Here is a 24,215-nt window from a genome sequence, read left to right on the forward strand (position 1 = left end):
GGTGACTTTCGGCCTATTTCTAAAGGAAGATATTCACGGCATACTGCCAATATGAACATTGCAAAATACATTTCACATATCACACATCTGGGCGCTGATCGTTGGGCAGGTCTGCTCACTTGGCTGGTTGTCTCGGTGACCTCGGTTTACTTTACTCACCGTCAAGGTTTGCTACCTTGGAGTGCGATTTCAACTTACGTAACTGGCCTCGCATTGATTGGGTTTATCGTTTGCTTTAGTCTCACCACACGACAAAAGCCATTCACATATGAACCCCATACTCGGTACGGGCTTATCTCTCTACAGCTAGCCTGTATTTATTTCACCTTCTTTTTTATCCCGCATAATTATGTCGCGATTCTGTTAGTGATCTGGGCCGCGCAGTTGCCCTACTTTATGTCGTTGCTACGTGCAGTCATACTCATGGCTGTTTTATCGATTATTTTTGGTGTCATTTATCACGTTCATTGGCAACAATCAGGCGCTTGGCTCAGCGCCGTTTTATTTTGGACGTTTGAAATTTTTTCTATCGTGATGATGACGACCCAACTAAAAGAGCAACAAGCCCGCGAGCGAGAGGAAGCAATTAATCGTGAGCTTCGCGCAACACAGACGCTACTTACTGAGGCGAGTAAACAATCTGAGCGCACCCGTATCGCTCGAAATATCCATGACTTAGTCGGACATCACCTAACAGCCCTCACTATTCAATTGCAAGTAGCCGAACGTAAGTCGGAAGGCCAAGTAAAAACACTGATTGAGCGCAGTCAGCAAGTGGCCAAACTGTTACTTGCCGATGTCCGCGAAGCGGTTAACGATATACGCAGCACGGCTGCAATCGATGTTAAAAGCGCTTTGCTCGCTTTACAACTCAACAGCCAAGACAAGCAGGTCGTTTTTAATATTTCGGACGACCTTACCGTGACTGATGTTGCTACGGCCGAGACGCTATTACTGATTGCAAAAGAAGCCATTACTAACTTTTTTCGGCACTCCAACGGCAACACGCTGACTATTGAGCTATCGAGTAACGAGGATATCGAAATGCGAATTGCTGATTCGGGCACAATAAAGCAATCATTGCGGCCCGGTAATGGCCTGCGAGGCATGGTTGAACGCGTCACAGAACTTAAAGGCCAGTTACGCATTCATGACCAGCCAACGTTAACCATCACGGCGATACTACCAAAGGAGCTAGCGTTATGATCAGGGTACTACTGGTCGATGATCAAACGCTTATTCGACAAGGGTTAGAGAGCCTTTTGACCATGAGCGATGCGCTCACCATTTGTGGGCAGGCGAGCGATGGTGAGGAAGCCATTAACGTGATCGACTCAGTACAACCGGATGTCGTGCTGATGGATATTCGTATGCCACGTATGGATGGTATTGAAGCGACAAGACACCTGCGCCAAACACATCCTCAGTTACCGATATTAATTTTAACGACCTTTGATGATCACGAGTTAATTATTAAGGCCATTGCAGCAGGTGCGAAAGGCTATCTACTTAAAGATGTCTCTTTAGAAACGCTGGTTGATGCAATTCGCGCGCTCGTCGACGGCGGCACTTGGCTCCAGCCTGCTATTACTGAGCGCATCGTTAACAGCCTAACACACAATACCAACAAGACCGCTCCCGTCTTGATAGAGCCGTTAACCGATAAAGAACTCGCTGTACTGAGACTGATGGCGGCAGGGCTCAGTAATCAAGAAATCGCCGATAGCTTGTTTAAGTCGACTGGTACTATAAAAAACCAAGTCTCGTCGATTATGGCCAAGCTAGGCGTTCATGACCGCACGCGCGCGGTACTCAAAGCGATTGATTTAGGTGTTTTATAGACTTGCGTTAGCCAACCGACCTCCGCAGTTGTTAGTATTAGATAAAATCTACGCAACCTATTCGGAGATATGGCTAAGCCAAACAAAAAAGGACCCGTTCGCACCGTTCAGATTTCTTGTTTGCAATGTAAAACCACTTTATTTAAATATCGCAAAGGTGGTAAAGGTGCACTGGTAAAATGTTTTATCGAACGGATAGTCGAGGATCACACACAAACCCCATGCCACTGCCCGGGTTGTGGGCAAGAGTTCGCACGGGAAACGATGATTCGAGGCACTCCAGCGTATAAAATGATTGGCGGCAAAGTCCATATGAAATAAGAGATGCACATCCCTGACGCTTTAAAATCTGAGTTTCACTCACAATTAGACACCGCCTCGGCGGTCATTCATCGCCATCCACAACCGACTCTAAAAAATGAGTTGGTGCAATTAAGCGAGTATGCGCAAGAACGCGACTCGCGCGATAGCTATGGACAGGGCGGCATTGTCAGCGAGTTTGAAGAGCAAATCTGCGAACTCTTTGACAAGCCTTCAGCGCTCTTCTTACCAACGGGTACACTCGCCCAGAGTGTTGCGATGAAGTGTTACAGCGAAGCCAGTGGCAAAAACGGCGTTGGTTTGCATCCAACGTCCCATTTACGACTCCATGAGCATGATGCGATAGAGCACTTGTGGGGGCTGTCCGTACACTCTATGGGTGAAGCGCAGCGCGCGCTCACAGCGGTCGATATCACTCAGCTTAACCCTGAAGACGTGGCTGCGATTATTGTCGAGACGCCGATGCGTGAAATAGGTGGCGCAATGCCGTCTTGGGATGATCTGCTCACGATGCGCGCATGGTGTAGCCAGCACAACGTACGTATGCACTTAGATGGTGCCCGTATTTGGCAAGCGACCGAATATTACCAACGCTCACTGGCTCAAATTGCCGAATTGTTCGACAGTATTTACGTTAGCTTTTATAAAGATTTAGGTGGGATATTTGGGGCGGCCCTGATAGGTACCGATGAATTAATAGAACCTGCACGTGTCTGGTCACGTCGCGCGGGTGGAAATCCTATCACACTCTATCCTGAGGCGCTTTCGGCTCGCAAAGGGTTAGAGAGTTATCTGCTAAAGATGCCTGATTTCGTTGAATTCACTAAAACCCTGACGGACTTGCTAAGCTCTGCTGGCTTCGAAATCATTCCTCCACAGCCCAAAGCGGCTATGTTTCATATTCGTCTCCCGTATAACGCGACAATAGCGGCTGAAAAACTTGTTGATTATGCTCAACAACAGGGAGTCATCGTATTACCTTTGCCACGAGCCGAGCATGATGACAAGGCTATTTGCGAGGTTTCAATTGGCGATCGGGCACTTGAGCAAGCGCCCGAGTTCTGGGTTAAGCATCTATCCGCTTGTTTCTCATGAAGGCTAGTTTTTCTTAGCCGAGGTGATTGTGTCGAGCGTGCGTAGGTAGTCTTTCGCAAAGCCTTTCACGCGCGCTTGGTTCATGGCCTCTGAACCTAAGTGGACCTGCTCCAATGAATTCGCCGCAACATCCAGCTCTTTACTCAGGCGCGCCAGCGCAACTTCTAATGTGTAGGTAATTTCATGCACTTTGGCTAAATCCTGAGCGGTCATCTCGCCTTCGGTTAAAGATTTCAGCTTCGCGTTATACTCATCAATATTGGCGAGCGCTTGCGCTAAATTTTCAGAAGGCTTCGGCTTAAAATGCTGATAGCTTTGTTGTTGCGCTAGCGCGCCGGCAGTCATTAGCACACTACACGCTGCCAAGGTATAAACCAGTTTTCGCATAGAACATTCCTCTTACTATTTTTCCAAAGTATTCAAATAATCAATCGGTATGACACTATTTTATGTAATCATAACTGCTAATCTTTAATTTGTATTAATTAATAAGGTACGTTCACATGCGTCATTTTGTTTTCGCGTTTATCGCCGTACTCATCTCCTCATCTGCGCTTGCACAGCAGCAGGCGACACCGCAGCCTAAAGAGCCATTAAAAATTGCGGTGCGCGTGAATGCGCCATTTGTCATTGAACAAAGTAACCAGCAATATCAAGGTTTGGCAATTCAGCTATGGCAAGATATCGCAGATCGGTTAAACGTCAATTATGAATTGTATCCACTGCCCTTAGACGAGGTTATCAATGGTGTGGAGCGTGGCGACTATGATCTTGGCCTCGGTGCACTCACCATCACCTCTGAACGCGAAGCACGATTAGACTTTAGTCAACCGTTTATCAATGGCGGTCTGGCTATTGCTGTACCCGTTAATAACGAGTCAACTTGGTGGGCAATGACTAAACGCTTTGTGTCCTTTGATTTTCTATACATCATTATGATTCTATCGTTGGTGCTCTTTGTTGCCGGTGCATTAGTTTGGTATTTCGAGCGCAAAGAAAATACTGAAGAGTTCTCTGACCAGCCACTAAAAGGCCTGGGATCAGGCTTTTGGTGGGCCGCCGTGACTATGACCACCGTGGGTTACGGTGATAAATCCCCCCGCAGCTTGGGGGGACGAGCAGTCAGCCTGATCTGGATGTTTACCTGCGTCATCATTATTTCGAGCTTCACCGCAAGTATCGCTTCATCATTGACCGTTTCTAAGTTTCAGTCAAAAGTATCCAGTGTTGCAGATTTAGGTAATGCGCGTGTAGCGACCATTGGCTCTTCAGCGACAGCGCGCTGGTTAGAAGATAAGAATATCGGCTTTGAATCGGTAACCGATCTCAACACAGCCTTAGCGAAACTCGACAATGGTCAACTCGATGCTGTGGTTTATGATGAACCTATCATTCGCTACCTGATTCGTACACAGTCATATAATAACGTCCGGGTATTACCCGAACGCGTGATTTCGCAAGACTATGGCTTTGTACTACCACAAGGCAGTCCGCTCCGCGAGTCTACCAACCGCGAGCTTTTAGCTATCATCCAAACTGAAGCATGGCGCCAAGAACGCAGCCGCTACCTCGGCCAATAATTTTTCTGGAGTTCAATCGATGTTGTTTAAATGGTTTGAAAATCGTATCAACCCGTTTCCCGAGGAAGAGCCAACGCAACCGCCGAAAGGCTTCTTTGCGTTTTGTTGGCATTTTACTAAAGGTTCAACGCCCTATTTGCTGATGACTGCGCTCTTTATGGCTGGAATAGCCATCGCGGAAGTTTGGCTTTTCGGTTTTTTAGGGCAAATTGTCGATTGGCTGTCACAGCAAGATCGCGAAACAATTTTCCAAGATCAGTTCGTACCCTTAGTTTGGATGAGCGCACTCGTGCTTATCGGACTACCGCTGTTGGTTTGGGTGCACTCCATGCTGACTCACCAAACACTGCTCGGTAACTTTCCTATGCGCATTCGTTGGCAGGGGCATCGTTACTTAATGAAACAATCGATGAGCTATTATCAGGATGAGTTTGCTGGTCGGGTCGCAACCAAACTGATGCAAACCTCGTTAGCTGTCAGGCAATGTATCATGTCGTTTATTGAGATCATTAACTATGTCGTGGTCTATTTTATTGGCATGTTCTTTATTATTGGTTCCGCCGATTGGCGCCTCATGTTGCCACTCGCTATTTGGCTTGTGCTCTACGGGATCTTATTGCGCTACTATGTTCCGAAACTGGGACAGGTTTCCGCTTTACAAGCAGATGCACGCTCGGTTATGACGGGACGTATTGTCGATTCCTACACCAATATCCAAACCGTCAAATTGTTCTCCCATGCACAACGTGAAGCGCGGTTCGCTAAAGAGGGTATGAGCGAGTTTTTAACCACCGTCCACGCGCAAATGCGCTTGGTCACGCAACTCTATGGCTTTCTATATTTTATCAATTGTGGACTATTATTCGGATCCGCTGCGACCGCCATCGTCCTATGGCGAGGCGACTGGGTCACCTTAGGTGCCGTGGCCGTTGTCATTGGTTTAGTACTGCGCTTGTTCGGTATGTCACAAATGGTCATGTGGCAACTATCAACGCTGTTCGAGAGCATCGGCACCGTACAAGATGGTATTGGCTCACTCGCCGTCCCCCAACGTATTGTTGATAAGCCCGATGCCAAGCCGTTAAATGTACCGCACGGTAACATTCGGTTTAATCATGTCAGCTTTCACTATGGGAAAGGCTCCGGTGTAATGGAAGATTTCAATCTAGACATTAAACCGGGTGAAAAAATTGGCGTTGTCGGTCGTTCGGGTGCCGGCAAGTCGACGTTGGTTAACTTATTACTGCGTTTTTACGATGTAGAAAAAGGCGCCATTACTATTGATGGTCAAGATATTAGCCAAGTACAGCAAGACACTCTGCGCGCTAATATTGGCATGGTCACGCAAGACACTTCATTGCTGCATCGCTCCGTGCGCGACAATATCCTCTACGGCCGCCCCGACGCCACCGAAGAAGAGCTGTTACTCGCGGTAAAACGCGCGCATTGTAATGAATTTATCGACCAACTCGAGGACTCAAAAGGACGACGGGGACTCGACGCTCACGTTGGTGAACGCGGCGTTAAGCTCTCGGGTGGACAGCGTCAACGTATTGCCATAGCGCGGGTGATGCTCAAAGACGCGCCGTTACTTATTTTAGATGAAGCAACATCAGCGCTCGACTCTGAGGTTGAAAATGCTATTCAAGATAACTTGTATCAACTGATGCAAGGTAAGACCGTCATTGCTATTGCGCATCGTTTATCCACTATCGCCGCGATGGATAAACTCATCGTAATGGACCAAGGTCAGATCATTGAACAAGGCAGTCACGAACAGCTTCTGGGGCAGGACGGTCTTTACGCTAAACTCTGGCGTCACCAGTCCGGAGGCTTTCTACCTGAGACACTTGATGAAGAGGCCACTCAATATTAAAAGCGCTCTCAATGGGTTGCGGTTTTGCAAAGCGGAAGCCTTGCATGACACCGCAGCCCATCTGAGTTATTAACTGTTCTTCTTCTACGGTCTCTACACCTTCAGCAACCACTTCCATATTAAGCTCTTTAGCAAGCTGCATAGAAGAGCGAATAACCGCTTGCGCAGAGTTATCTTTGACGGCGTCCTGAACAAAGGAACGATCGAGCTTAAGCTCTTCAAACGGTGTGTGCTTCAACCGATAAAGCGATGAGTACCCTGTTCCAAAATCATCAATGGAGAGACGGAAACCCGCTAGATGTAAACGTGCTAAAACCTCTAAAACATTAATCCGATCATGAGCTAAGCGAGACTCTGTTACTTCAATCACGATACGAGACGGAGAGACATTATATTCACGCAGCAGGTCGATCAGCATGTCCGGCAGGTGACGATCGCTAAGGCTCTCGATACTGAAGTTGACCGAAACGCTGACCTGCTCATCAAAGGCGTGAAACTGTTTAAAGTCGCTCAAGACCGTCTTTAAAAAGGTCAAACTCAGCTCACTGATAATACCAAACCGCTCCGCAACAGGAATAAACGTAGCTGGCGATAAAACCTGATCAGTTTTTTTATCGCGCCAGCGCGCCAAAGATTCAAAGCCAACCACCCGATTATCCTTCACATCAACCTTAGGTTGATAATAAGGGACCAACGCACCACTTCGAATGCCTTTGATAATCTGATTTGCTGATAACGAATATATAGAGTGAGGCTGTGGTGCAGGTTCATTAATCGGTCGCGCCATCAGCATGCGGACCACCTGATTGGGCGTAACGGGCTTGGTTAATCCCCCTAGAACTGAGTAGCCAAGTGAGCGAGCCAATTGCTGAACAACATCCAGCACTCGACTATCGTTGCCGCTGATAAATCCAATATCGCCTTCATAATGGGTTTCTGTTAAAAACCGTACAAATTGAAGACCATCCATATCCGACAAACGGAGGTCACATAAAATTAGGTCCGGGTGTTTACTGTGTTCAACTTCATGCAACACCTCAAACCCGCTTTCAAATCGCGTGACCGATGTAATACCTTGTTTAACTAAAATGCTCGAAAGGTGTTCCGCGGTAACCGCATCGTCCTCAAGAATTAATACATGCTGGTAGTTTGAGTTCATAATTGAGGTTCCGCAGCTCTATCGATGTGCGCCCTGCTGACTAATTGAGTCTTTAGTTTTACATTAATCACTCAAAAACGGATTAAACCCTTAAAAAATTAGTTCACTTTTGCGGTTTCAACTTTGGCAAACTCTATCTTCAAGTCGAGCAAACGTTGTTTACCACGAAGACTTAAGTCAGTGATGAACTTAAATTGCTGTCGCGGATCAACAGGGTATGCTTTCAAGCGATATCGTGTGCCCCACGGCTCATCGTTTACAGTAACCACAACAGGCTTGTGAATTTGTAGGTAGGGACTTGTCAATGCTATTTGCTCCAATGCCTCTTTTACCACCAAACCATCAGATTCTGGCGTCAAAAAAAACTCTGCCACACACATCAACGATGGACCGCCGTTATTGGCATTGAGCACCGCATGTTGCCAAATTTTCTCATGTGGCATCGCAACGACCGTATCATCGGGCGTGACCAACTCGACGGTACGCAATCCTATGTGGGTCACCTCACCATAAACGCCGTCAATGGTCACCCAGTCACCGGGGCGATAAGGCATTTCGTGAATCGCAACGACTCCCGCTATCAAGCTCGACACATAATCTTTAATCGCAAAGCCAATAGCTAACCCAAGCGCTCCCAAGGCTGCGACCATATTTTTTAGCGTCGGCTCTATAAAAATTGGCACAAGCATAACTAACGCGACGATTACGACAACTAAGCGAATCAAAGGAATCAGCGCCAACGTGTACAAGCGCTGTTTGCTATGAAGTAAGTTCGCTAGACGAGGCAGTAAACGCTGACTCAAAAATACAATAAGCCACGCGATTAGGATGATCGTAACAACTTGCAGAGCTGCGTTTGAATCAACCGTCTTAAACAAGTCGGAAATTTTCTGTGTGTCCATAAAATCCTACCCCTAACACGATGTCCAATTAAAGTCGCGTTGCGCTAAAAACTGCTTAGCGGCTGGGTAACCGAGTTCAGTGACCGACCACTGATCATCCTGATACCTCACAATTCCGTGACTACGCAATAAGTTTAGACTGTGCTCAATAAGGTTGGGCGCAATACTGTTAAGCACTTCTCCTAATAAAAACGTGCTAAGCCCACCGTGTAAAAGTAGTGCATAAATGACAAACGTTGATGTTTCACCATGAGCGGTTGGCACCTGAGGCATTTCAAGTACAATTTCAGTTTGTTCAGCCGCGACAGCAAAAGCGTTACGATAAGCCGCTGCAATGCCCGGGTGACCCTCACTCACCGCAACCAGACGCTTAGCATGCGCTCGACTCACAGCGATGCGACTGGTCACCATAGACTCAGTATCGAAAGGTCGTAACGTTAACGCCTGGCGATTGAGCCCGCCATGAGTCTTCTCTAAGTAGTAATATAACCAGCTGCCACAAATGACAAGCCCCGGTGATTGAGGCGTCTGAAGCGTTTTTCTCAAAAAGTTTTGCAACCAACGTATACCAAGAGGATGCCGAACAAAACCGTGCGATAAATCGTCCACCACCCAGGGTTCAGACGGTATATTTAACTCATCAACCGAACTTGAAGTCAGTAATGAGTCACGCTGAGGCATTGATACGGGTTGCCAACCGTTTTGATTAGCCCATTTTCGTATCACACTCCAAGCTGGAGATGCCGGTGCGAGTACTAGCCAAGTGACACGTGGATCATCTTGGTTTTGCTGGTCCAATAGCGTGTTTAGCGAATCCAGTAAAGGTTGCTCATCAAACTTAAATTCGACGCCTTTCGGTTCCTCCTCTGCCGAATTTGCGGTGGATACTTCGACACGGCTCGGTCTGAGTGTTTGTAGCATCTTCTGCCACCACCGCTTTGCCAACATCGTTGTCGGCACACTGGGCGTTTCGTATTCGTTGAGTTCAATCCATCGCCAAAGGTTTTTGTCCACAGCTGTACTCGTTAGTTCATCTTAGTTTCATTTAAAAGGGTTGGTTGCCAAGATGCAATTTTTTTCTTTCTCTACTTGAATTGGCTTACGCCTGTCCCTATTTAGAAATTAAGGGTGAGGTCTCAAAGAGAGTCACCCTCAGCAAAGGCGACAACGATTTGTGCCTTTTTATTGAAAATTAAAATGTTATTGCTTCTAAGGAGAATGACTATGGCTACTATAGATTTAAGTCCTCTGTATCGCAGCAGCGTAGGTTTTGATCGTATGGCATCACTACTCGACGCAGCACTTCGTTCTGACACCAGTGCGAGCGGTTACCCTCCATACAACATTGAGCGTGTGGCAGATAATCAATATGCGATCACTATCGCAGTCGCGGGCTTCGAAGATGACGATTTAGAAATCGAAGTCGAGAACGGTGTACTACGTGTTACTGGCAAGAAAGCAGAAGAAAACGAACAACGTGAGTATCTGCATCGAGGTATCGCAAACCGAGCATTCGAGCGTAAATTCAGCCTTGCAGAACACGTTGAAGTAACGGGTGCAGCACTTAAGAATGGGTTGTTAACTATTGGGTTAGTAAAACGCATTCCTGAAGCGATGAAACCTAAGCGTATCGATATTGGTAGTTCACCAAAAGAACTACTCGAGAATCGAGTTAAAAGCGAAAGCTAGTCTATTTTGTTTTCCCTGGGCAAAATAGTACAAGTTGAACAGAGGGCAGCATAAGGCTGCCCTTTTTCTTTGCATCATTACCAGCACGTCGGCTTACCGCAGGCAAAGCCTTGTAAGTAGTCAACCTGAGCTTTCGTCAACAACGCTCGCGTTTCATCATTTTCTACTCCGACTGCGGTCACTTCAATTTTATTAATTTGCGCTAAACGGATGCAGCTGTTTACCAACTCAGCATCAGTCGGGTCTAGCAGCATATTTTGAACCCAAAATCGATTCACTTTTATCTGAGTCAGAGGTAAATACTTGAGCAAACGAAAGCTATTGAAGCCAGTACCAAACTGATCGATAGCCGTACCAAAACCTAAGTGGTTTAACTCCTTGAATAGGCGATACGTTTCCTCAAATCGATCGTTTGCGATAGGTTCCGCAACTTCAAACATCAACTGCTTGGGTTGAATATTCGAGTGCGCTACCATCGACTCAATGAAGTTTATAAAGTCTGCATCCTCTAAGCTCTGCTGTGATAAATTCACATGACAACGCCAAGTACGTGTTGCTTCAAAGGGTTGTTCTTCGAAACGTTCTATAAGCTCTCGAAACAGCCAACGATCCGCCTTTCCCATAATCCCCGCTTGTACCGCGGCGTTTAGAAACTGCTGCGGAGCAATTGCTTCATCGGGCTCGAGTGCATCGTCATTGGGTAATCGCAACAAGATTTCATAACAGTGTTTATCCTGCTCAAGTGATGCGCTTAATATGGGCTGCCGAAATACTTGCCAGTCTTGGTTGACTAATGCACTACGAAGCCGATCTTCCCAACGCCGCTCTTCACTTGTCTGCAGCCGGCGATGATCATCCGCTGTAGCACTGTACACTTTAAAATCACCCAACTGCTGAGCAATTTTTTCTGCATCGTGCGCCTGTCGGATGAGCCGTTCTGCTATACTCAAGTTCGCATCTTTAGCAACGGCCATGCCCGCGTTTGCAGTGAACTGAAAAACGCGACCCTCGGTGCTATACCTAAACTCCCGTACAATTTGCACAAGCTGATAGCAAAGCGCGAAGACCGCTTGCTCGTCATCCGGTCCAAGAATAGCAATACCATTCACTGGGTAACGCGCAAGCCGCATTGTTTGCGGAGTTTTCTTCTTCATTTGCAGAATAAGTTGTAATAATGCCTGATCTCGATGTTGTCCTCCAACCTGATCACAGAGCACGTCGAAGCCTTTAATATCGATCAACATCACCGTACATGGCTTTTGCTTGTCGAGCTTCGCCTGGAAAATTCGCTTAAACTCTTCGAAGTTAAGCAAGCCTGTTAACGAGTCATGTTTGGCCAAATAGTTGAGTTGCATTTCTGCATCGATTTGCTTGGATACATCCATCACGTGGCCCAAACCATCTGGATAGATGGATACCGAAAACCAACGCCGTTGACCACTAATTAACGTGATATTCACCAACTGTTGCCAGTGCTCACTGCGACCTGGCTCGCGCCAGCTTAAAGCAGCTTCACCGAAAAGCTCTTCAGCACTGGGCCAATGTTGCACCAACATGCTTTTATTTGAACATCCCAGCATAGAAAGAAAAGGCTTGTTGGCACGGATCCACTGCATCTTTCTATCAAGCTCAAACCAACCCTCTGAGCTACGCTGCTGAAACAGTCGCATACGTCTGCGAATAGTTAGATTCGCCGCTTTTAAACGATGAACTTTGTGGGCAAGTTGCTCGGATATACGCTCGAAGTTGGCAATCAATAACGCCAAGAGTGTTGCTGTCATCGCACAATATACGACAATGGTATTCTGACCAACCCAGGTTGAAGACATTCGCGGCCATGTTATCAGTAAGCTGAGAACGGTTAGCACAGTGAGTAGGGAGGCTTCCCAAAAGACGCGGTTGCGCGCGCGGCTCGATGTAATAAAGAACATCGCTAATAGGGCGGTAAGCATCAACGCTGAATTTTGCGCCGCCAGCCACCAAGCGCTCCTTAGCATAGGAGCCCATGGCTGCAATACCGCACTAACGATGAACACTAAGGTAATCAACTTTAAGCCGCGTACAATTTGCGATTGACGCGCTAGCCGACTAAATAACTCAACACATGCCCACCCCAGAACAACCAATAACCATTGTTGCGAATAGGGCATTAATAGTTGTGCAATACTGGGCTTTAACGGCGAGAAATAGGTGATCCAAAGACCACTGTGCAATAACACGACGAGTATGAGAGTGACGCAAACACACGCAATACTCAGCTGAAGACGTCTCCGATTGCCTCGAGTCATACTAAATGCTGCAACAGCAATCAATACCATCAATCCCACATTAATACCCAATGCAGTTTGTTTTTGTTGCAGATGGAGCTGTAATGAGCCGGGATTCCAAAGCTGTATTGGATTGACATATTCGGGAGGGGTTTCGACAGAGACGAGCAAACGTACTGTAGTGCGAGCCGGCACTTCTATGGGTAACATCATTTGTTGTGCAAGGTACGGACGCTGAATCAGGCCATCTTTAAAGCGAACATCAGCCGAATCAATGACTTCTTCATTCCGATTTATCACAAATACTTGTGCGTATTTGACGTAAGAACCGCCAAGATCAACGACAAAAGCCTGATTGATAGCACTGCGATTGTAGAGCGTTGCCAACCCCCATACCGTTGTGTCGTTGTTTGCTTGCGCGCTTTGTTTTAGCGCTTCGAAAGACTGCCAGTATCGGGCACGATTAATATCGAGCTGCTGTAGAGACGTATTCGCTGGCAACACGCGAAATGTCATGTCCTGCGAAAGAAGCAGACGGTCGGTTTGCGCCGAAACAGTAACGATATCGCTCGCTGAAGCATGGCTACCTATTAACATCAGAGCCCATATCACCAATAAAAAGCCGCTCTGCCTAGCGAATTTCATGATATTACAATTTCCTGACTTGTGCTTCGATCCATTGCTCTGTTCCCTCAAGTGGCACTAACCACGCAGCATCGCACAATGACGAGTAATGCAATAACCAATGTTTGCCATCTATCGCAAGACGCCAGCTCCATAAGTCTGCACTGCATTCTCGTTCCTTAATCGTTGCATTTATACGTTGAGTTACCAAGGTTAACCACGCATTAATTTCCTGGTCGGTATCATCTTTCGGAAGCCTCGGTAGTGTGACGGTCTCATCCATCCAATACATCCTTCTCCGAACTGAGTGTAAGAAATGACTCTATCTCATCAATGAACGCCTCGCCATAACGCTCCAATTTGACCTGACCAACACCACTAATCACCAACATTTCTGGAGCTGAAGTTGGATATTTCTGACACATTTCTACCAAACTATTATCATTAAATACAACAAACGGCGGAACGCCCTCCCGATCGGCGATGTCTTTACGCAATTTCCTTAAACGTCTAAACAGCACTTTATTGTAGTCACCTCGGTCAGTGATTTTGCTTTGACCTGACGTCAAATTAAGGCGAGGCTTAGCCAGTTCAAGCGTATTTTCGCCGCGCAGTATGGGACGCGCTTCTGCTGTTAACTGCAGGGCTGCATGTCGGCGGATATCTTGTACCAAAAAGCCACGGTGAATCAACTGACGGAGTATCGAATACCAGTATTCGTGTGTCTGATCACGACCCAACCCATAAGTACTGAGCTCGTGGTGTTGGTGTTCAAGTACCTTTTGATTTTTTGAGCCGCGCAACACTTCGACTACATGAGAAATACCAAACTGCTGACCAACCCGATAAACGCAACTTAATGCTTTCTGTGCATCTTCAAGCGCGTCAAAACGCGTTGGCGGATCGAGACACAAGTCACAGTTACCACATTCTTTTTCAGAAAACTCATTAAAATAATTGAGCAGTACTAAACGCCGACAAGTTTGGGCTTCTGCCATCGCTTGCATTGCAGAAAACTTTTGACGTTCTACGATCCCCCGATGCTCATTATCATGCTCATCTAGAATGCGCCGTATCCATTGCGCATCACTTGGGTCGTATAATAATAGTGCTTCCGCTGGCAAACCATCACGGCCAGCTCGGCCGGTTTCCTGATAATAGGACTCAATGCTACGCGGAATATCAAAGTGAATGACATAACGGATGTTGGGTTTGTTGATACCCATACCAAAGGCGACTGTCGCGACCACCACATCCAAGTCGTCGCGTAAAAACTGTCTTAATGTTGTCTCTTTCAGTTCACTCGCGAGACCTGCGTGATAAGGTGCTGCTCGAACGCCTGCATCTTGTAAGCTCTCGGCAATGTCTTCGGTCTTCTTTCGACTACCACAATAAATGATACCTGCTGCGCCTTTCTGCTTGCGTACGTAGTCTTTGACCTGCTTAAAAGGCTTATACTTATCTTGCACGACATAGCGAATATTCGGTCGGTCAAAGGAGCTACGGTGACAATAGGGTTGTCTTAGTCCTAACCGTTCGATGATATCTTGTTGCGTTGCCGCATCCGCCGTAGCAGTCAAAGCCATAAAAGGAACATTAGGTAATACGTGACGTAGCTGACCTAGTTGACCGTACTCGGGTCGAAAGTCATGCCCCCACTGACTGATACAATGCGCTTCGTCGATCGCAATAAACTGAGGTTGGTATGTTTGCAAACGCTCAATAAACGCAGCTTGCAACGCTCTCTCCGGACTTACGTAGAGTAAAGATACTTCGCCATTTTGTAAGCGTCTCAATACGTTCAAGGCTTGTTCAGAAGATAGACCCGAGTGCAACGCCTCAGCCGCAACACCCATTGCCTGTAATGCCTCGACCTGATCTTGCATCAATGACAACAACGGTGAAATAACGACCGTCAGCCCAGGTTGATGAATTGCGGGTAACTGATAGCAAAGTGACTTTCCACCGCCTGTTGGCATCAACACAAGTGTGTCTCGCCCTTCAAGCAGTTGCTGGATGACAGCTTCTTGACCCGCTCTAAATTGGGTATACCCAAAAACGTTGGCTAGCGTCTGCTGCAAGCTAGATGTTGTCGGCTGAGCTTCACTTAACGTCATAATAAAATCGGCTAGCTGTTATTGACTTAATGATTCGCATCACTCTATTGTAAGCGTCCTAGCCTCTTTGCACCATGATAAATAATGAATACCCAAGAAATTCTCACACGCGTATCTGCTTTTATGAACGAACAAGTACCTTTTCAAAAGTTACTTGGCTTTGAAATTACCGAGTTCACACCCGAGCGCGGCCAAGTGAAGTTTCGTTGGCAAGATCCACTCATGGGTAATGTTCCACAACGCATGTTACACGGCGGTGTAACCGCAACCGCCCTTGATACTGCCGGTGGATTGGTCGCTATCGCTGGCATGATTGAACGTTTACAGGAACCTTCAGAGCATTACCTGATGGAACGGTTGAGTCGGTGTGGCACAATTGATCTTCGTGTCGACTACCTGCGTCCCGGTCGGGGTAAAGAATTTATTGCAAATGCATCGATAATCCGTTCAGGCAACAAGGTTGCCGTGGCGCGAATGGAACTTCATAATGAAGACGGTACGCATATCGCCTTTGGTACAGGCACTTATCTCGTCGGGTAATCACTAGGTAACATCATGACCGAAGATGCTGTTCGAGCGCGTCAGGGCGTTTTCTTCGCGCTGGCCGCCTATTCATTTTGGGGTTTCGCACCCATCTATTTTAAATCAGTCCAACAAGTGCCGGCGTTCGAAATCCTGGCACATCGAATTATTTGGGCGTTTATATTAGTTTTTATCCTCATCGTAGGCTTAAAACGACTGAATCGTTTAAAGCCGATTATCCGTTCACCAAAAATGATGTTTCGTCTTACCGTCGCCACCTGTCTATTGGGGGGTAACTGGTTTCTATTTATATGGGCGGTTAATGCGAATCATATGTTAGATGCAAGTTTGGGTTACTACATTAACCCACTGCTCAATGTCGCCATTGGCATGGCTTTTTTCCAAGAGAAGATGAGACGGTTACAACTATTTGCTATTGGGTTAGCCATTGTTGGTGTGGGAATACAAGTCGTTACATTTGGCTCAGTGCCTTGGGTGGCGCTCGCTTTAGCGAGCAGCTTTGCGATTTATGGCGCGATAAGAAAGCGTTTGCCTGTCGATTCGATTTCGGGTCTATGGTTAGAGACGACATTGCTTGTGCCGGTCATGTTGGGATATTTACTGTTTTTCGCAGACTCACCCAGTGCTGATATGACAGCCAACTCATGGCAACTTAACGTGTTGCTGATGGCCGCAGGATTAGTTACGACGATACCGCTCCTTTGCTTTACGGCGGCTGCGCAACGCATTCGCTACGCAACACTCGGTTTTTTCCAATATATCGCACCGAGTCTGATGTTTATTCTTGCCGTGAACTTGTATGACGAACCGTTAGCAGAGAGTAAGCTCATTACTTTTGTGATTATTTGGAGTGCGTTGGCGCTATACACCTTTGACTCGGTGATACAGCGCCAGCGAAACCGCCGTCTGAAAAAGTCAGCGGTACAGGAGCCGATTAGTTAAGCGTTGCTTCCATCGTGATTTCTGCATTGAGAAGTTTGCTGATAGGACAGCCTTTCTTGGCTTCTTCAGCGAGCTTCTCGAACTCGTCCTGCTCAATACCTTCAATATCGGCTTGCACTGTTAAGTGAATCTTATCCACTTTGAAACCACCATCAGCTTCAACTAAGCTCACTTCAGCTTTTGCATCAATCGAGTTAGGCTCATAACCGGCCTCGCCTAGCATCAGCGAAAAAGCCATCGCGTAACAGCCTGAATGAGCAGCGCCGATCAACTCTTCAGGGTTAGTACCTTTACCTGATTCAAAGCGGCTTTTGAACGAATACTGTGTTTCATCCAAGATGCCACTTTGAGTTGATACAACACCTGAACCTTCTTTGATACTTCCTTTCCAAACTGCGTTTGCACTGCGTTTCATAATAACTTCCTCATTAATGAGAGTGTATTATGGCTTACGCGCATAACGCGAATGTCGATCAACTAACTGACAGATGGTTCAAGTTTGGCATAAGCAACCACAAGCCACTTAGTCCCTACTTGATCGAAATTTATCTGGATACGGCTTTGCGGACCTGTGCCTTCATAATTGAGCACGGTTCCATCACCGAACTTCGCATGACGCACGCGCTGTCCCAACGAAAATCCAGTTTGCTCAAAGGCCTCATGACTTGCACCGGTATTGAAGCGTCCATAACTTGTCGGCTTTTGTACCTGAGTTTGCAAGCGCACTTCATGCAGAGCATCTGCTGGCATCTCGCTAATAAAGCGACTCACTTTGTGGAAAAAGTCTTGTCCATAAATACGCCGCTGTTCGGCGTATGTGATAACTAACTTTTGCATCGCTCGTGTCATACCGACATAGCACAACCGACGCTCTTCTTCTAAGCGTCCTGGTTCGTCCATCGACTGCTGCGAAGGAAATACGCCTTCCTCAACGCCAGTCATAAAGACCATCGGAAATTCGAGCCCTTTCGCACTGTGTAGCGTCATCAGCTGAACCGCATCTTGGTATTCATCGGCTTGCTCTTCACCCGCTTCCAACGCCGCGTGCGCTAAAAAGGCATTAAGCGGTGTAAGGTCTTCTTCAGTCTCGTCTTGAGTAAAGTTTTCGCAGGCACTGACTAACTCTTTCAAGTTCTCAACTCGTGTTTCCGCTTTCTCACCTTTTTCGGCCTCGTACATCGCCAGCAAACCAGAGCGTGATATCACTTCATTGCTTAAACGACCCAGAGTGAAGTCTTCCGTTTCATCGTCAGTGGTATTGATAAGTTCGATAAAGCTCGCCACTGCATTGCGCGCTCGACCCGCTAGTTGCTTTTCATCTACAAGCTGGGTCGCCGCCTGCCAGAGAGATTTCTTCTGTTCTCGAGCCGTCTGCCGGATGATGTCTAAGGTACGATTGCCAATACCGCGCGTCGGTGTATTAATGACACGCTCAATCGCCGCATCATCATCACGATTACTAACTAAACGTAAATAAGCGAGTGCATCTTTGATTTCTTGCCGTTCGAAGAATCGCAAGCCACCATAAATTCGGTAGGGAAGACGCGCATGCAGTAGCGCTTCTTCAAGTACGCGTGACTGCGCATTGCTGCGATACAACAGCGCTACGTCCTGTAAGGCACCACCTTGATCGCGCCACTCCTCAATACGACCCACGATATAGCGTGCCTCGTCCATTTCATTAAACGCAGCATAGAGGCTAATAGGCTCGCCCTCATTGCCTTCTGTCCAAAGATCTTTGCCAAGTCTGTCTGAATTATTTGCGATCACTGAGTTCGCGGCACGCAATATATTTCCGGTCGAACGATAATTTTGCTCGAGGCGAATAGTCATCGCTGCAGGGTAGTCGTCTAAAAACTGCTGAATATTCTCAACCCGAGCACCGCGCCAACCATAAATTGACTGGTCATCATCGCCGACAATGGTGACGATATTATCTTGCCCAGAAAGCAAACGAATCCAAGCATACTGAATCGAGTTAGTATCCTGAAACTCGTCTACGAGGATATGGCGGAAGCGTTTTTGGTAATGTTCCCGCACGGTTTTGTTATCACGCAGTAGCTCGTGCGCACGCAAAAGCAGCTCGGCAAAATCAACTAGACCGGCACGGTCACAACTCTCTTGGTATGCCTCGTAAATCTGTTTTAAGGTTTGTTCGGTGGGATCAAAGGTTTCAATATGCTGTGCTCTTAAACCTTCGTCTTTTTTACCATTGATATACCATTGCGCTTGTTTTGCTGGCCAGCGCTTTTCATCCAAATTCATTGACTTAATTAAGCGCTTAACCAAACGTTGTTGATCGTCACTATCCAATATTTGGAAGTTTTGCGGTAAGCCTACATCCATATAGTGCGCTCGCAACAGACGATGGGCGAGACCATGGAACGTACCTATCCACATATTTCTGACCGATGAACCGAGGAGTTGCTCAACACGACCTCGCATTTCCGAGGCAGCCTTGTTAGTAAAGGTCACGGCTAAAATACTGTAAGGAGAATAACGACGTTCTTGAATCAGCCAAGCAATTCGGTGCACTAATACCCGAGTTTTACCACTACCGGCGCCAGCCAATACCAGCATAGGCCGATCATCAGCGCTTACCGCCGTGGCTTGCTTCTCATTTAAACCGGAAATTAACGGGTGCGTGCTCATGCATGACTCCTTGGCTAACTGAATGAGGCTCAGTGTAATGATCCAATACTGTATAAGCAACCAGTTATCTTAAAGGAGTAATGCGCTAAGTTCCTGTAAGTCATCAATGGTCACCGTTGGCAATACGCGCAACTGGTGTGAGCGTCCTAAGCCACTGGTTAACCAAACACTTTGCATTCCAGCACGTTGAGCACCGAAAACATCCGACTGCGGCGAGTCACCAACGTGCAAAATAGCCTCGGGTGCGCAATTCATTGCCTGCTTTACGTACTCGAACATGTCAGTATTGGGTTTGCCACGTAAATCATGGGTCGGTTGTAAGGCAAGTTTAAAGTAGTGCCCAATTCCGACGCGCTTAACATCGGCATTGCCATTACTTACAGCCACTAAGCTATACCGAGATGCTAATTGGTCGAGCAAGTCATGTACTTCTTCGCTGACACTAAAGTCGCTTCGAAAAGCAAGGAACGCATCCATGATCTCATCGGTTACCGTGTCCGCATCATCGATCTCAAGTTCACGAAAGCCTTGTAGCAAAGTGGCACGACGCAGCGCAGTCATATTGTCTGCTAGGGCATCATCGCGTCGCATTAAGTCCAACCGGCGCTGCCGCCAGTGCTCAATATCCCACTCTCGCGTCTCAGGCACACGTTCAGTGATGAGCGAATGGGTGCGCTCCTCAGTACGTTTAATAATCGGAACGTTGTCGTATAAAGTATCGTCTAAATCAAAACTAATGACTTTAGGCGGATGAAAGCGTCGATGGAAACGTATCATGAGGACTTCTTACCTTTAGTTGCACGAGGATGAGCCGAATCGTAAACTTCTGCCAATCGTTTAAAGTCCAAGTGAGTATAGACTTGCGTAGTCGACAGGTTCGCGTGCCCGAGTAACTCTTGTACGGCTCTTAGGTCGCCACTGGATTCCAACATGTGTGAAGCAAAAGAGTGGCGCAATTTGTGTGGATGTAAATTACCCACCACGCCTTGCTGTTTTCCCCAAAAATTGAGCCGTTGCTGCACGGTTCGCTGACTAATACGTTGGTTACGCTGACTAATAAATAGCGCGACCTCGGGACGCATAGCCAACCAATTGGCCCGTACTTTCAGCCAACGCTGTATCGCTTTTATAGCGATCTTACCCACAGGGACAATTCGTGTTTTGCTTCCTTTACCAACAACGCGCAGCTGTCCATAGCGAAGGTCGATACTATCCATATCTAAGCTCACTAACTCAGCTAAACGTAAGCCGCTCGAGTAAAGCAATTCCATCATCGCGGAATCTCGGATCGCTAATTCATCATCGAGGGGAAGTTCCAATAAATGTGAAATACTATCGACATCAAGGTTTTTAGGTAGCCTTTTAGGGATCTTAGGTGCCTTTAGGCCACTGAGGGGATCATCATTTAAATGTTGATAGTCAAGCATGTACTGCACAAAGGTTCGCCATGCAGATAGTTTAAGCGCAATTGAACGTTCGCCGAGACCATCTCGGCGCCACCCCACAAGTAGTCGTTCAAAAATCGAGCGAGTCAATTGATGGGCATGCTCGACACCTTGTCGGTCGAGCTGCTCAATATCGATCCCCGTCAGGCGTTGATAGTTTTTAATCGTCAGCTGAGCTAACCCACGCTCGCCTTCAAGTTGTTGCAACCAACGATGCTGAATCTCATGCAGCTTCATGATCAACGAGCAAGCGAGGCAATAAGGCGCTTAACAAGGCTTGTAATTGATTAATTAACAAAGGATCCATTGCTGGCTCAAAGTGGTCCGCTTGGCTACTGCCGACCGCAAACATGCCGACTTCACCTTGATCACCGAGTGACATCAGCGCGACTGAATGAACCGCTTCATCTTGAAATAACAGCTTGCGTTCTTGTTCAGTTAAGCGTCCAAGATAGATAGGACTCTCCTCAAAGCGCTTACTCAATAACTGACGGTGAGTATCTGCCGCAAAAACTAATTGATCGCTGACTTCGATGGGGCTATCGAATACTTTCAATGTTAGGGCCGATAAACCTAAATCATCTTCAAATGTGTCACTTAAAGCATCGAGCGCCTGCTGTAGAGTCCGGCAATTTAGTAATTGAACATACAATTTACTATAGGCTTTAAAAATGGCCTCGTTACGCCTTGCATTAATCATTAATTCGGTTATTTCTTCTTCCAACTGATTAACGCGCTCACGTAGCTTCTGTTGTTGACGTTCGACTAACGATACCGAGCCTTTACGTTCGTGAGAAACTGACAGACGACTGAGTAAATCATCATGTCGTTCGAAAAAGTCGGGATTTTGTTCCAAATAGGCTCGAATAAGGGTGTCATCAATGACAGGTGTATCAAGCGCTTGTTTGTTATCGTTCATATCACCATTTGTCCATCAAAAATAAGTGTTGCAGGTCCTGTCATTTTTACCGACTGACCCGCCTGCCAACGAATAGTCAACTCGCCACCGGGCAGCGTAACTTTAACTTGGCGCTCCAGTTTGTCTTGCTGCATTCCAATGACCGCGGCGGCACAAGCTCCGCTACCACAAGCTTGAGTCTCACCGACACCACGTTCAAACACACGTAATTTTATCTGCTGACGCGAGACAATCTGCATAAAGCCCACATTGACGCTTTCAGGGAAGCGCTCATGCTGAGCAATTTTTTCACCTAATGACGCGACCGGAGCGGTATTTACATCGTCCGTTTCGATAACGCAGTGTGGATTTCCAAGCCCCATTACACCACACAACACGGTCTCATCGGCGACTCTCAATACATAGGTATGCTCGGGTTTCTGAGCTTTAAAAGGGACACTGGCTGGCTCAAACATGGGCTCACCCATTTCGACCGTTACTTGGCCATCCTTTTCTATGTGCAAAACCATCGTGCCGGCTTTGGTACTCACTTTTAGGTGATTTTTATTTGATAAACCTTTCGCTTTAACAAATTTAGCAAAGCATCGCGCCCCATTACCGCATTGTGCGACCTCGCTTCCATCAGCGTTAAAAATGCGATAGTGAAAATCGAGATCAGGGTCATATGGCGGCTCGACCAATAGCAGTTGATCGAACCCGATACCACGGTGCCTGTCTGCCCACTGCTTAATTTGCTCAGGATTCACATAAAAGTTCTGTGTGACATTATCGATGACAACAAAGTCATTACCTAATCCGTGCATTTTTGAGAACTGCAGTAACATCATTCTACTCCTCAGCGATAAGCCGCTCACCGCGGATCAGATCATCGAATGTTTCACGCTCACGTATTAACCATGCTCGGTCGTTTTCAACCAAGACTTCAGCAGGTCGTACACGCGTATTGTAATTTGACGCCATAGTAAACCCATAAGCCCCCGCGTGCTTTATAGCAATAAGGTCATCGGCGTTTACATTGAGATGGCGCGCATGGCCCAAAAAGCAACCTGTTTCACAAACAGGGCCCACAACATCTACGATGCCATCCGCAACCCCGGTCAACTCACGTACAGGCACAATATCGTGCCATGCTTGATAAAGCGAAGGACGCATCAGGTCGTTCATTCCCGCATCGACTAACACAAACTGTTTGTCATCTGAGCGCTTTATGTATTCAACTTTACTAATCAACACGCCAGCGTCCCCAACGATTGCACGTCCTGGTTCCAACATTAACGTGAGCTTAGGGTAGTCGTGAGCTAGATCAATAACACCTTGAAGATAATTTTCTAAATCGAGGGTTGCGTGGCCTTCATAATCGACACCGAAACCTCCTCCTAAATCAAGGTGTGAAAGTTCAATTGCCTCTTCTTGCAGTCTTTCTAAGAGCTTAAACATACGCTTTGCTGCATCTAAAAAAGGCGCATCAGACATAATTTGTGAACCAATATGGCAGTCTGCACCTAACAGCTCGATATGGTTAAGCGTATGAGCTCTACGAAAAACTGCCATAGCATCATTTATGGCTATCCCAAACTTATTAGCTTTTAAACCTGTCGAGATATAAGGGTGTGTTTTAGCGTCAACATCGGGATTGACGCGCAGAGACACGGGAGCACGTGTTTTTAGCGCCCGAGCAACTTGCTCAATCCGCTCTAGCTCTGCTGCAGACTCAACGTTAAAACATGCAATGCCTTTTTCGAGTGCGAAACGAATCTCTGCTTCTGACTTGGCGACGCCCGAAAATACCACCTGATTAGCGGATCCACCGGCTGCTAACACACGCTTGAGCTCACCTCCTGAAACAATATCAAACCATGCACCGTGTTGAGCAAGTAGTTGCAATATAGCCAAGTTGCTGTTCGCCTTAACCGCGTAGCACAACTTATGCTGACTCGGCCAAAACGCACGAAACTTTTGCCAATTCGCTAAAATTTGGCTTTTTGAGTAAACATAAAGTGGCGTACCAAATTGCTCAGCTAACGCTGAAAGGTTGTTAGACTCTATATGAAGCTGTCCCGCTTTATAACTTAACTGACTCATCGGCGTTACTTGGTTGTTGTGGTTGTGGTTGCTGTTGGTTTTTTTCAGGCATTGGCGCTGGTTGCAGAGGTCCTTTTTGACCACAAGCGGCTAGGGCGCATACACTGGAGAAAACGATACACAGTTGAATCAATGGCTTGGTTACATTTCGCTTAAACATC

24 protein-coding genes are annotated in these 24,215 nt (G+C 46.9%); 9 read left to right on the forward strand and 15 right to left on the reverse strand.

Annotated features, from left to right (window positions below; genetic code table 11):
- The first annotated feature begins 51 nt into the window (after positions 1–51).
- The 4 genes from OS145_RS03175 to OS145_RS03190 all read left to right on the forward strand — a co-directional run bounded on the left by OS145_RS03175 (position 52) and on the right by OS145_RS03190 (position 3,257).
- A complete protein-coding gene (locus tag OS145_RS03175; RefSeq protein ID WP_006954638.1) occupies positions 52–1,206 on the forward strand; it encodes a sensor histidine kinase in 1,155 nt (384 codons plus the stop codon).
- On the forward strand, positions 1,203–1,841 hold the full coding sequence (locus OS145_RS03180) for a response regulator transcription factor (protein ID WP_006954639.1): 639 nt from the start codon (positions 1,203–1,205) through the stop codon (positions 1,839–1,841). The genes OS145_RS03175 and OS145_RS03180 overlap by 4 nt, the downstream gene beginning before the upstream one ends.
- A 69-nt stretch (positions 1,842–1,910) precedes the next feature.
- A complete protein-coding gene (locus OS145_RS13535; protein WP_006954641.1) occupies positions 1,911–2,162 on the forward strand; it encodes a hypothetical protein in 252 nt (83 codons plus the stop codon).
- 3 nt (positions 2,163–2,165) lie between these two features.
- Positions 2,166–3,257, forward strand: coding sequence for a threonine aldolase family protein (locus OS145_RS03190; RefSeq protein WP_006954643.1), 1,092 nt, complete (start codon positions 2,166–2,168; stop codon positions 3,255–3,257).
- Between the two features lie 3 nt (positions 3,258–3,260).
- Here OS145_RS03190 and OS145_RS03195 read toward each other — a convergent pair whose 3' ends face one another.
- A complete protein-coding gene (locus tag OS145_RS03195) occupies positions 3,261–3,644 on the reverse strand; it encodes a DUF6746 family protein (protein ID WP_006954645.1) in 384 nt (127 codons plus the stop codon).
- A 116-nt stretch (positions 3,645–3,760) separates the two neighbouring features.
- Between OS145_RS03195 and OS145_RS03200 the strand changes: the two genes are divergently transcribed.
- Positions 3,761–4,837, forward strand: coding sequence for a transporter substrate-binding domain-containing protein (locus OS145_RS03200; protein WP_006954647.1), 1,077 nt, complete (start codon positions 3,761–3,763; stop codon positions 4,835–4,837).
- Between the two features lie 22 nt (positions 4,838–4,859).
- Positions 4,860–6,713 carry an ABC transporter ATP-binding protein gene (locus tag OS145_RS03205; protein ID WP_040487685.1) on the forward strand — a complete coding sequence of 618 codons (1,854 nt, stop codon included), beginning with the start codon at positions 4,860–4,862 and terminating at the stop codon, positions 6,711–6,713.
- Here the strand turns inward: OS145_RS03205 and OS145_RS03210 are convergent.
- The 3 genes from OS145_RS03210 to OS145_RS03220 all read right to left on the reverse strand — a co-directional run bounded on the left by OS145_RS03210 (position 6,643) and on the right by OS145_RS03220 (position 9,788).
- Positions 6,643–7,872 (reverse strand): EAL domain-containing response regulator, encoded by a 1,230-nt coding sequence (locus OS145_RS03210; protein ID WP_006954651.1) that lies wholly within the window; start codon positions 7,870–7,872, stop codon positions 6,643–6,645. The two genes, OS145_RS03205 and OS145_RS03210, sit on opposite strands and share 71 nt — an antisense overlap.
- A gap of 98 nt (positions 7,873–7,970) precedes the next feature.
- A complete protein-coding gene (locus OS145_RS03215) occupies positions 7,971–8,774 on the reverse strand; it encodes a mechanosensitive ion channel family protein (protein WP_006954653.1) in 804 nt (267 codons plus the stop codon).
- A gap of 12 nt (positions 8,775–8,786) precedes the next feature.
- Positions 8,787–9,788 (reverse strand): hypothetical protein, encoded by a 1,002-nt coding sequence (locus OS145_RS03220; protein WP_006954654.1) that lies wholly within the window; start codon positions 9,786–9,788, stop codon positions 8,787–8,789.
- 210 nt (positions 9,789–9,998) lie between these two features.
- On the opposite strand from OS145_RS03220, the gene OS145_RS03225 reads away from it, so the two are divergent.
- Positions 9,999–10,463, forward strand: coding sequence for an Hsp20 family protein (locus OS145_RS03225; RefSeq protein WP_006954656.1), 465 nt, complete (start codon positions 9,999–10,001; stop codon positions 10,461–10,463).
- Between the two features lie 77 nt (positions 10,464–10,540).
- Here the strand turns inward: OS145_RS03225 and OS145_RS03230 are convergent, their stop codons facing one another.
- The 3 genes from OS145_RS03230 to recQ are packed head-to-tail and all read right to left on the reverse strand — an operon-like array spanning position 10,541 to position 15,471.
- Positions 10,541–13,327, reverse strand: a complete 2,787-nt coding sequence (locus OS145_RS03230) for an EAL domain-containing protein (RefSeq protein ID WP_165477437.1) — start codon at positions 13,325–13,327, stop codon at positions 10,541–10,543.
- A gap of 52 nt (positions 13,328–13,379) precedes the next feature.
- The gene (locus OS145_RS03235) at positions 13,380–13,637 is read right to left on the reverse strand and encodes a DUF3630 family protein (protein WP_006954659.1); all 258 of its coding nucleotides are present in this window, start codon (positions 13,635–13,637) and stop codon (positions 13,380–13,382) included.
- Complete coding sequence (gene recQ / locus OS145_RS03240) at positions 13,630–15,471, reverse strand: DNA helicase RecQ (protein WP_006954662.1); 1,842 nt, start codon at positions 15,469–15,471, stop codon at positions 13,630–13,632. Before recQ ends, OS145_RS03235 begins: the two co-directional genes overlap by 8 nt.
- A gap of 84 nt (positions 15,472–15,555) precedes the next feature.
- Here recQ and OS145_RS03245 point away from each other — a divergent pair, with 84 nt between their 5' ends.
- Positions 15,556–16,011 carry a thioesterase family protein gene (locus OS145_RS03245; RefSeq protein WP_006954664.1) on the forward strand — a complete coding sequence of 152 codons (456 nt, stop codon included), beginning with the start codon at positions 15,556–15,558 and terminating at the stop codon, positions 16,009–16,011.
- Positions 16,012–16,026: 15 nt separating this feature from the next.
- Positions 16,027–16,956 carry an EamA family transporter RarD gene (rarD, locus tag OS145_RS03250; RefSeq protein WP_006954666.1) on the forward strand — a complete coding sequence of 310 codons (930 nt, stop codon included), beginning with the start codon at positions 16,027–16,029 and terminating at the stop codon, positions 16,954–16,956.
- Here rarD and OS145_RS03255 read toward each other — a convergent pair.
- The 8 genes from OS145_RS03255 to lptM all read right to left on the reverse strand — a co-directional run bounded on the left by OS145_RS03255 (position 16,949) and on the right by lptM (position 24,214).
- Positions 16,949–17,371: an OsmC family protein gene (locus tag OS145_RS03255; RefSeq protein WP_006954667.1), complete on the reverse strand. Its 423-nt coding sequence runs from the start codon at positions 17,369–17,371 to the stop codon at positions 16,949–16,951. The genes rarD and OS145_RS03255 overlap by 8 nt on opposite strands.
- Positions 17,372–17,433: 62 nt before the next feature.
- Positions 17,434–19,608 carry a DNA helicase II gene (gene uvrD / locus OS145_RS03260; RefSeq protein WP_006954670.1) on the reverse strand — a complete coding sequence of 725 codons (2,175 nt, stop codon included), beginning with the start codon at positions 19,606–19,608 and terminating at the stop codon, positions 17,434–17,436.
- A 69-nt stretch (positions 19,609–19,677) separates the two neighbouring features.
- Positions 19,678–20,385, reverse strand: a complete 708-nt coding sequence (locus tag OS145_RS03265; RefSeq protein WP_006954672.1) for an HAD-IA family hydrolase — start codon at positions 20,383–20,385, stop codon at positions 19,678–19,680.
- Positions 20,382–21,290: a tyrosine recombinase XerC gene (locus OS145_RS03270; RefSeq protein WP_006954674.1), complete on the reverse strand. Its 909-nt coding sequence runs from the start codon at positions 21,288–21,290 to the stop codon at positions 20,382–20,384. The genes OS145_RS03265 and OS145_RS03270 overlap by 4 nt, the downstream gene beginning before the upstream one ends.
- Positions 21,277–21,972 (reverse strand): DUF484 family protein, encoded by a 696-nt coding sequence (locus OS145_RS03275; RefSeq protein WP_006954675.1) that lies wholly within the window; start codon positions 21,970–21,972, stop codon positions 21,277–21,279. The genes OS145_RS03270 and OS145_RS03275 overlap by 14 nt, the downstream gene beginning before the upstream one ends.
- On the reverse strand, positions 21,969–22,796 hold the full coding sequence (gene dapF, locus OS145_RS03280) for a diaminopimelate epimerase (RefSeq protein ID WP_006954677.1): 828 nt from the start codon (positions 22,794–22,796) through the stop codon (positions 21,969–21,971). The genes OS145_RS03275 and dapF overlap by 4 nt, the downstream gene beginning before the upstream one ends.
- Positions 22,797–22,800: 4 nt before the next feature.
- A complete protein-coding gene (lysA, locus tag OS145_RS03285; RefSeq protein ID WP_006954678.1) occupies positions 22,801–24,054 on the reverse strand; it encodes a diaminopimelate decarboxylase in 1,254 nt (417 codons plus the stop codon).
- A complete protein-coding gene (gene lptM / locus OS145_RS03290) occupies positions 24,035–24,214 on the reverse strand; it encodes an LPS translocon maturation chaperone LptM (RefSeq protein WP_006954679.1) in 180 nt (59 codons plus the stop codon). The genes lysA and lptM overlap by 20 nt, the downstream gene beginning before the upstream one ends.
- Position 24,215 lies beyond the last annotated feature (1 nt).

It is taken from the genome of Idiomarina baltica OS145, from assembly GCF_000152885.1.
GTDB classification, from domain to species: Bacteria; Pseudomonadota; Gammaproteobacteria; order Enterobacterales; family Alteromonadaceae; genus Idiomarina; species Idiomarina baltica.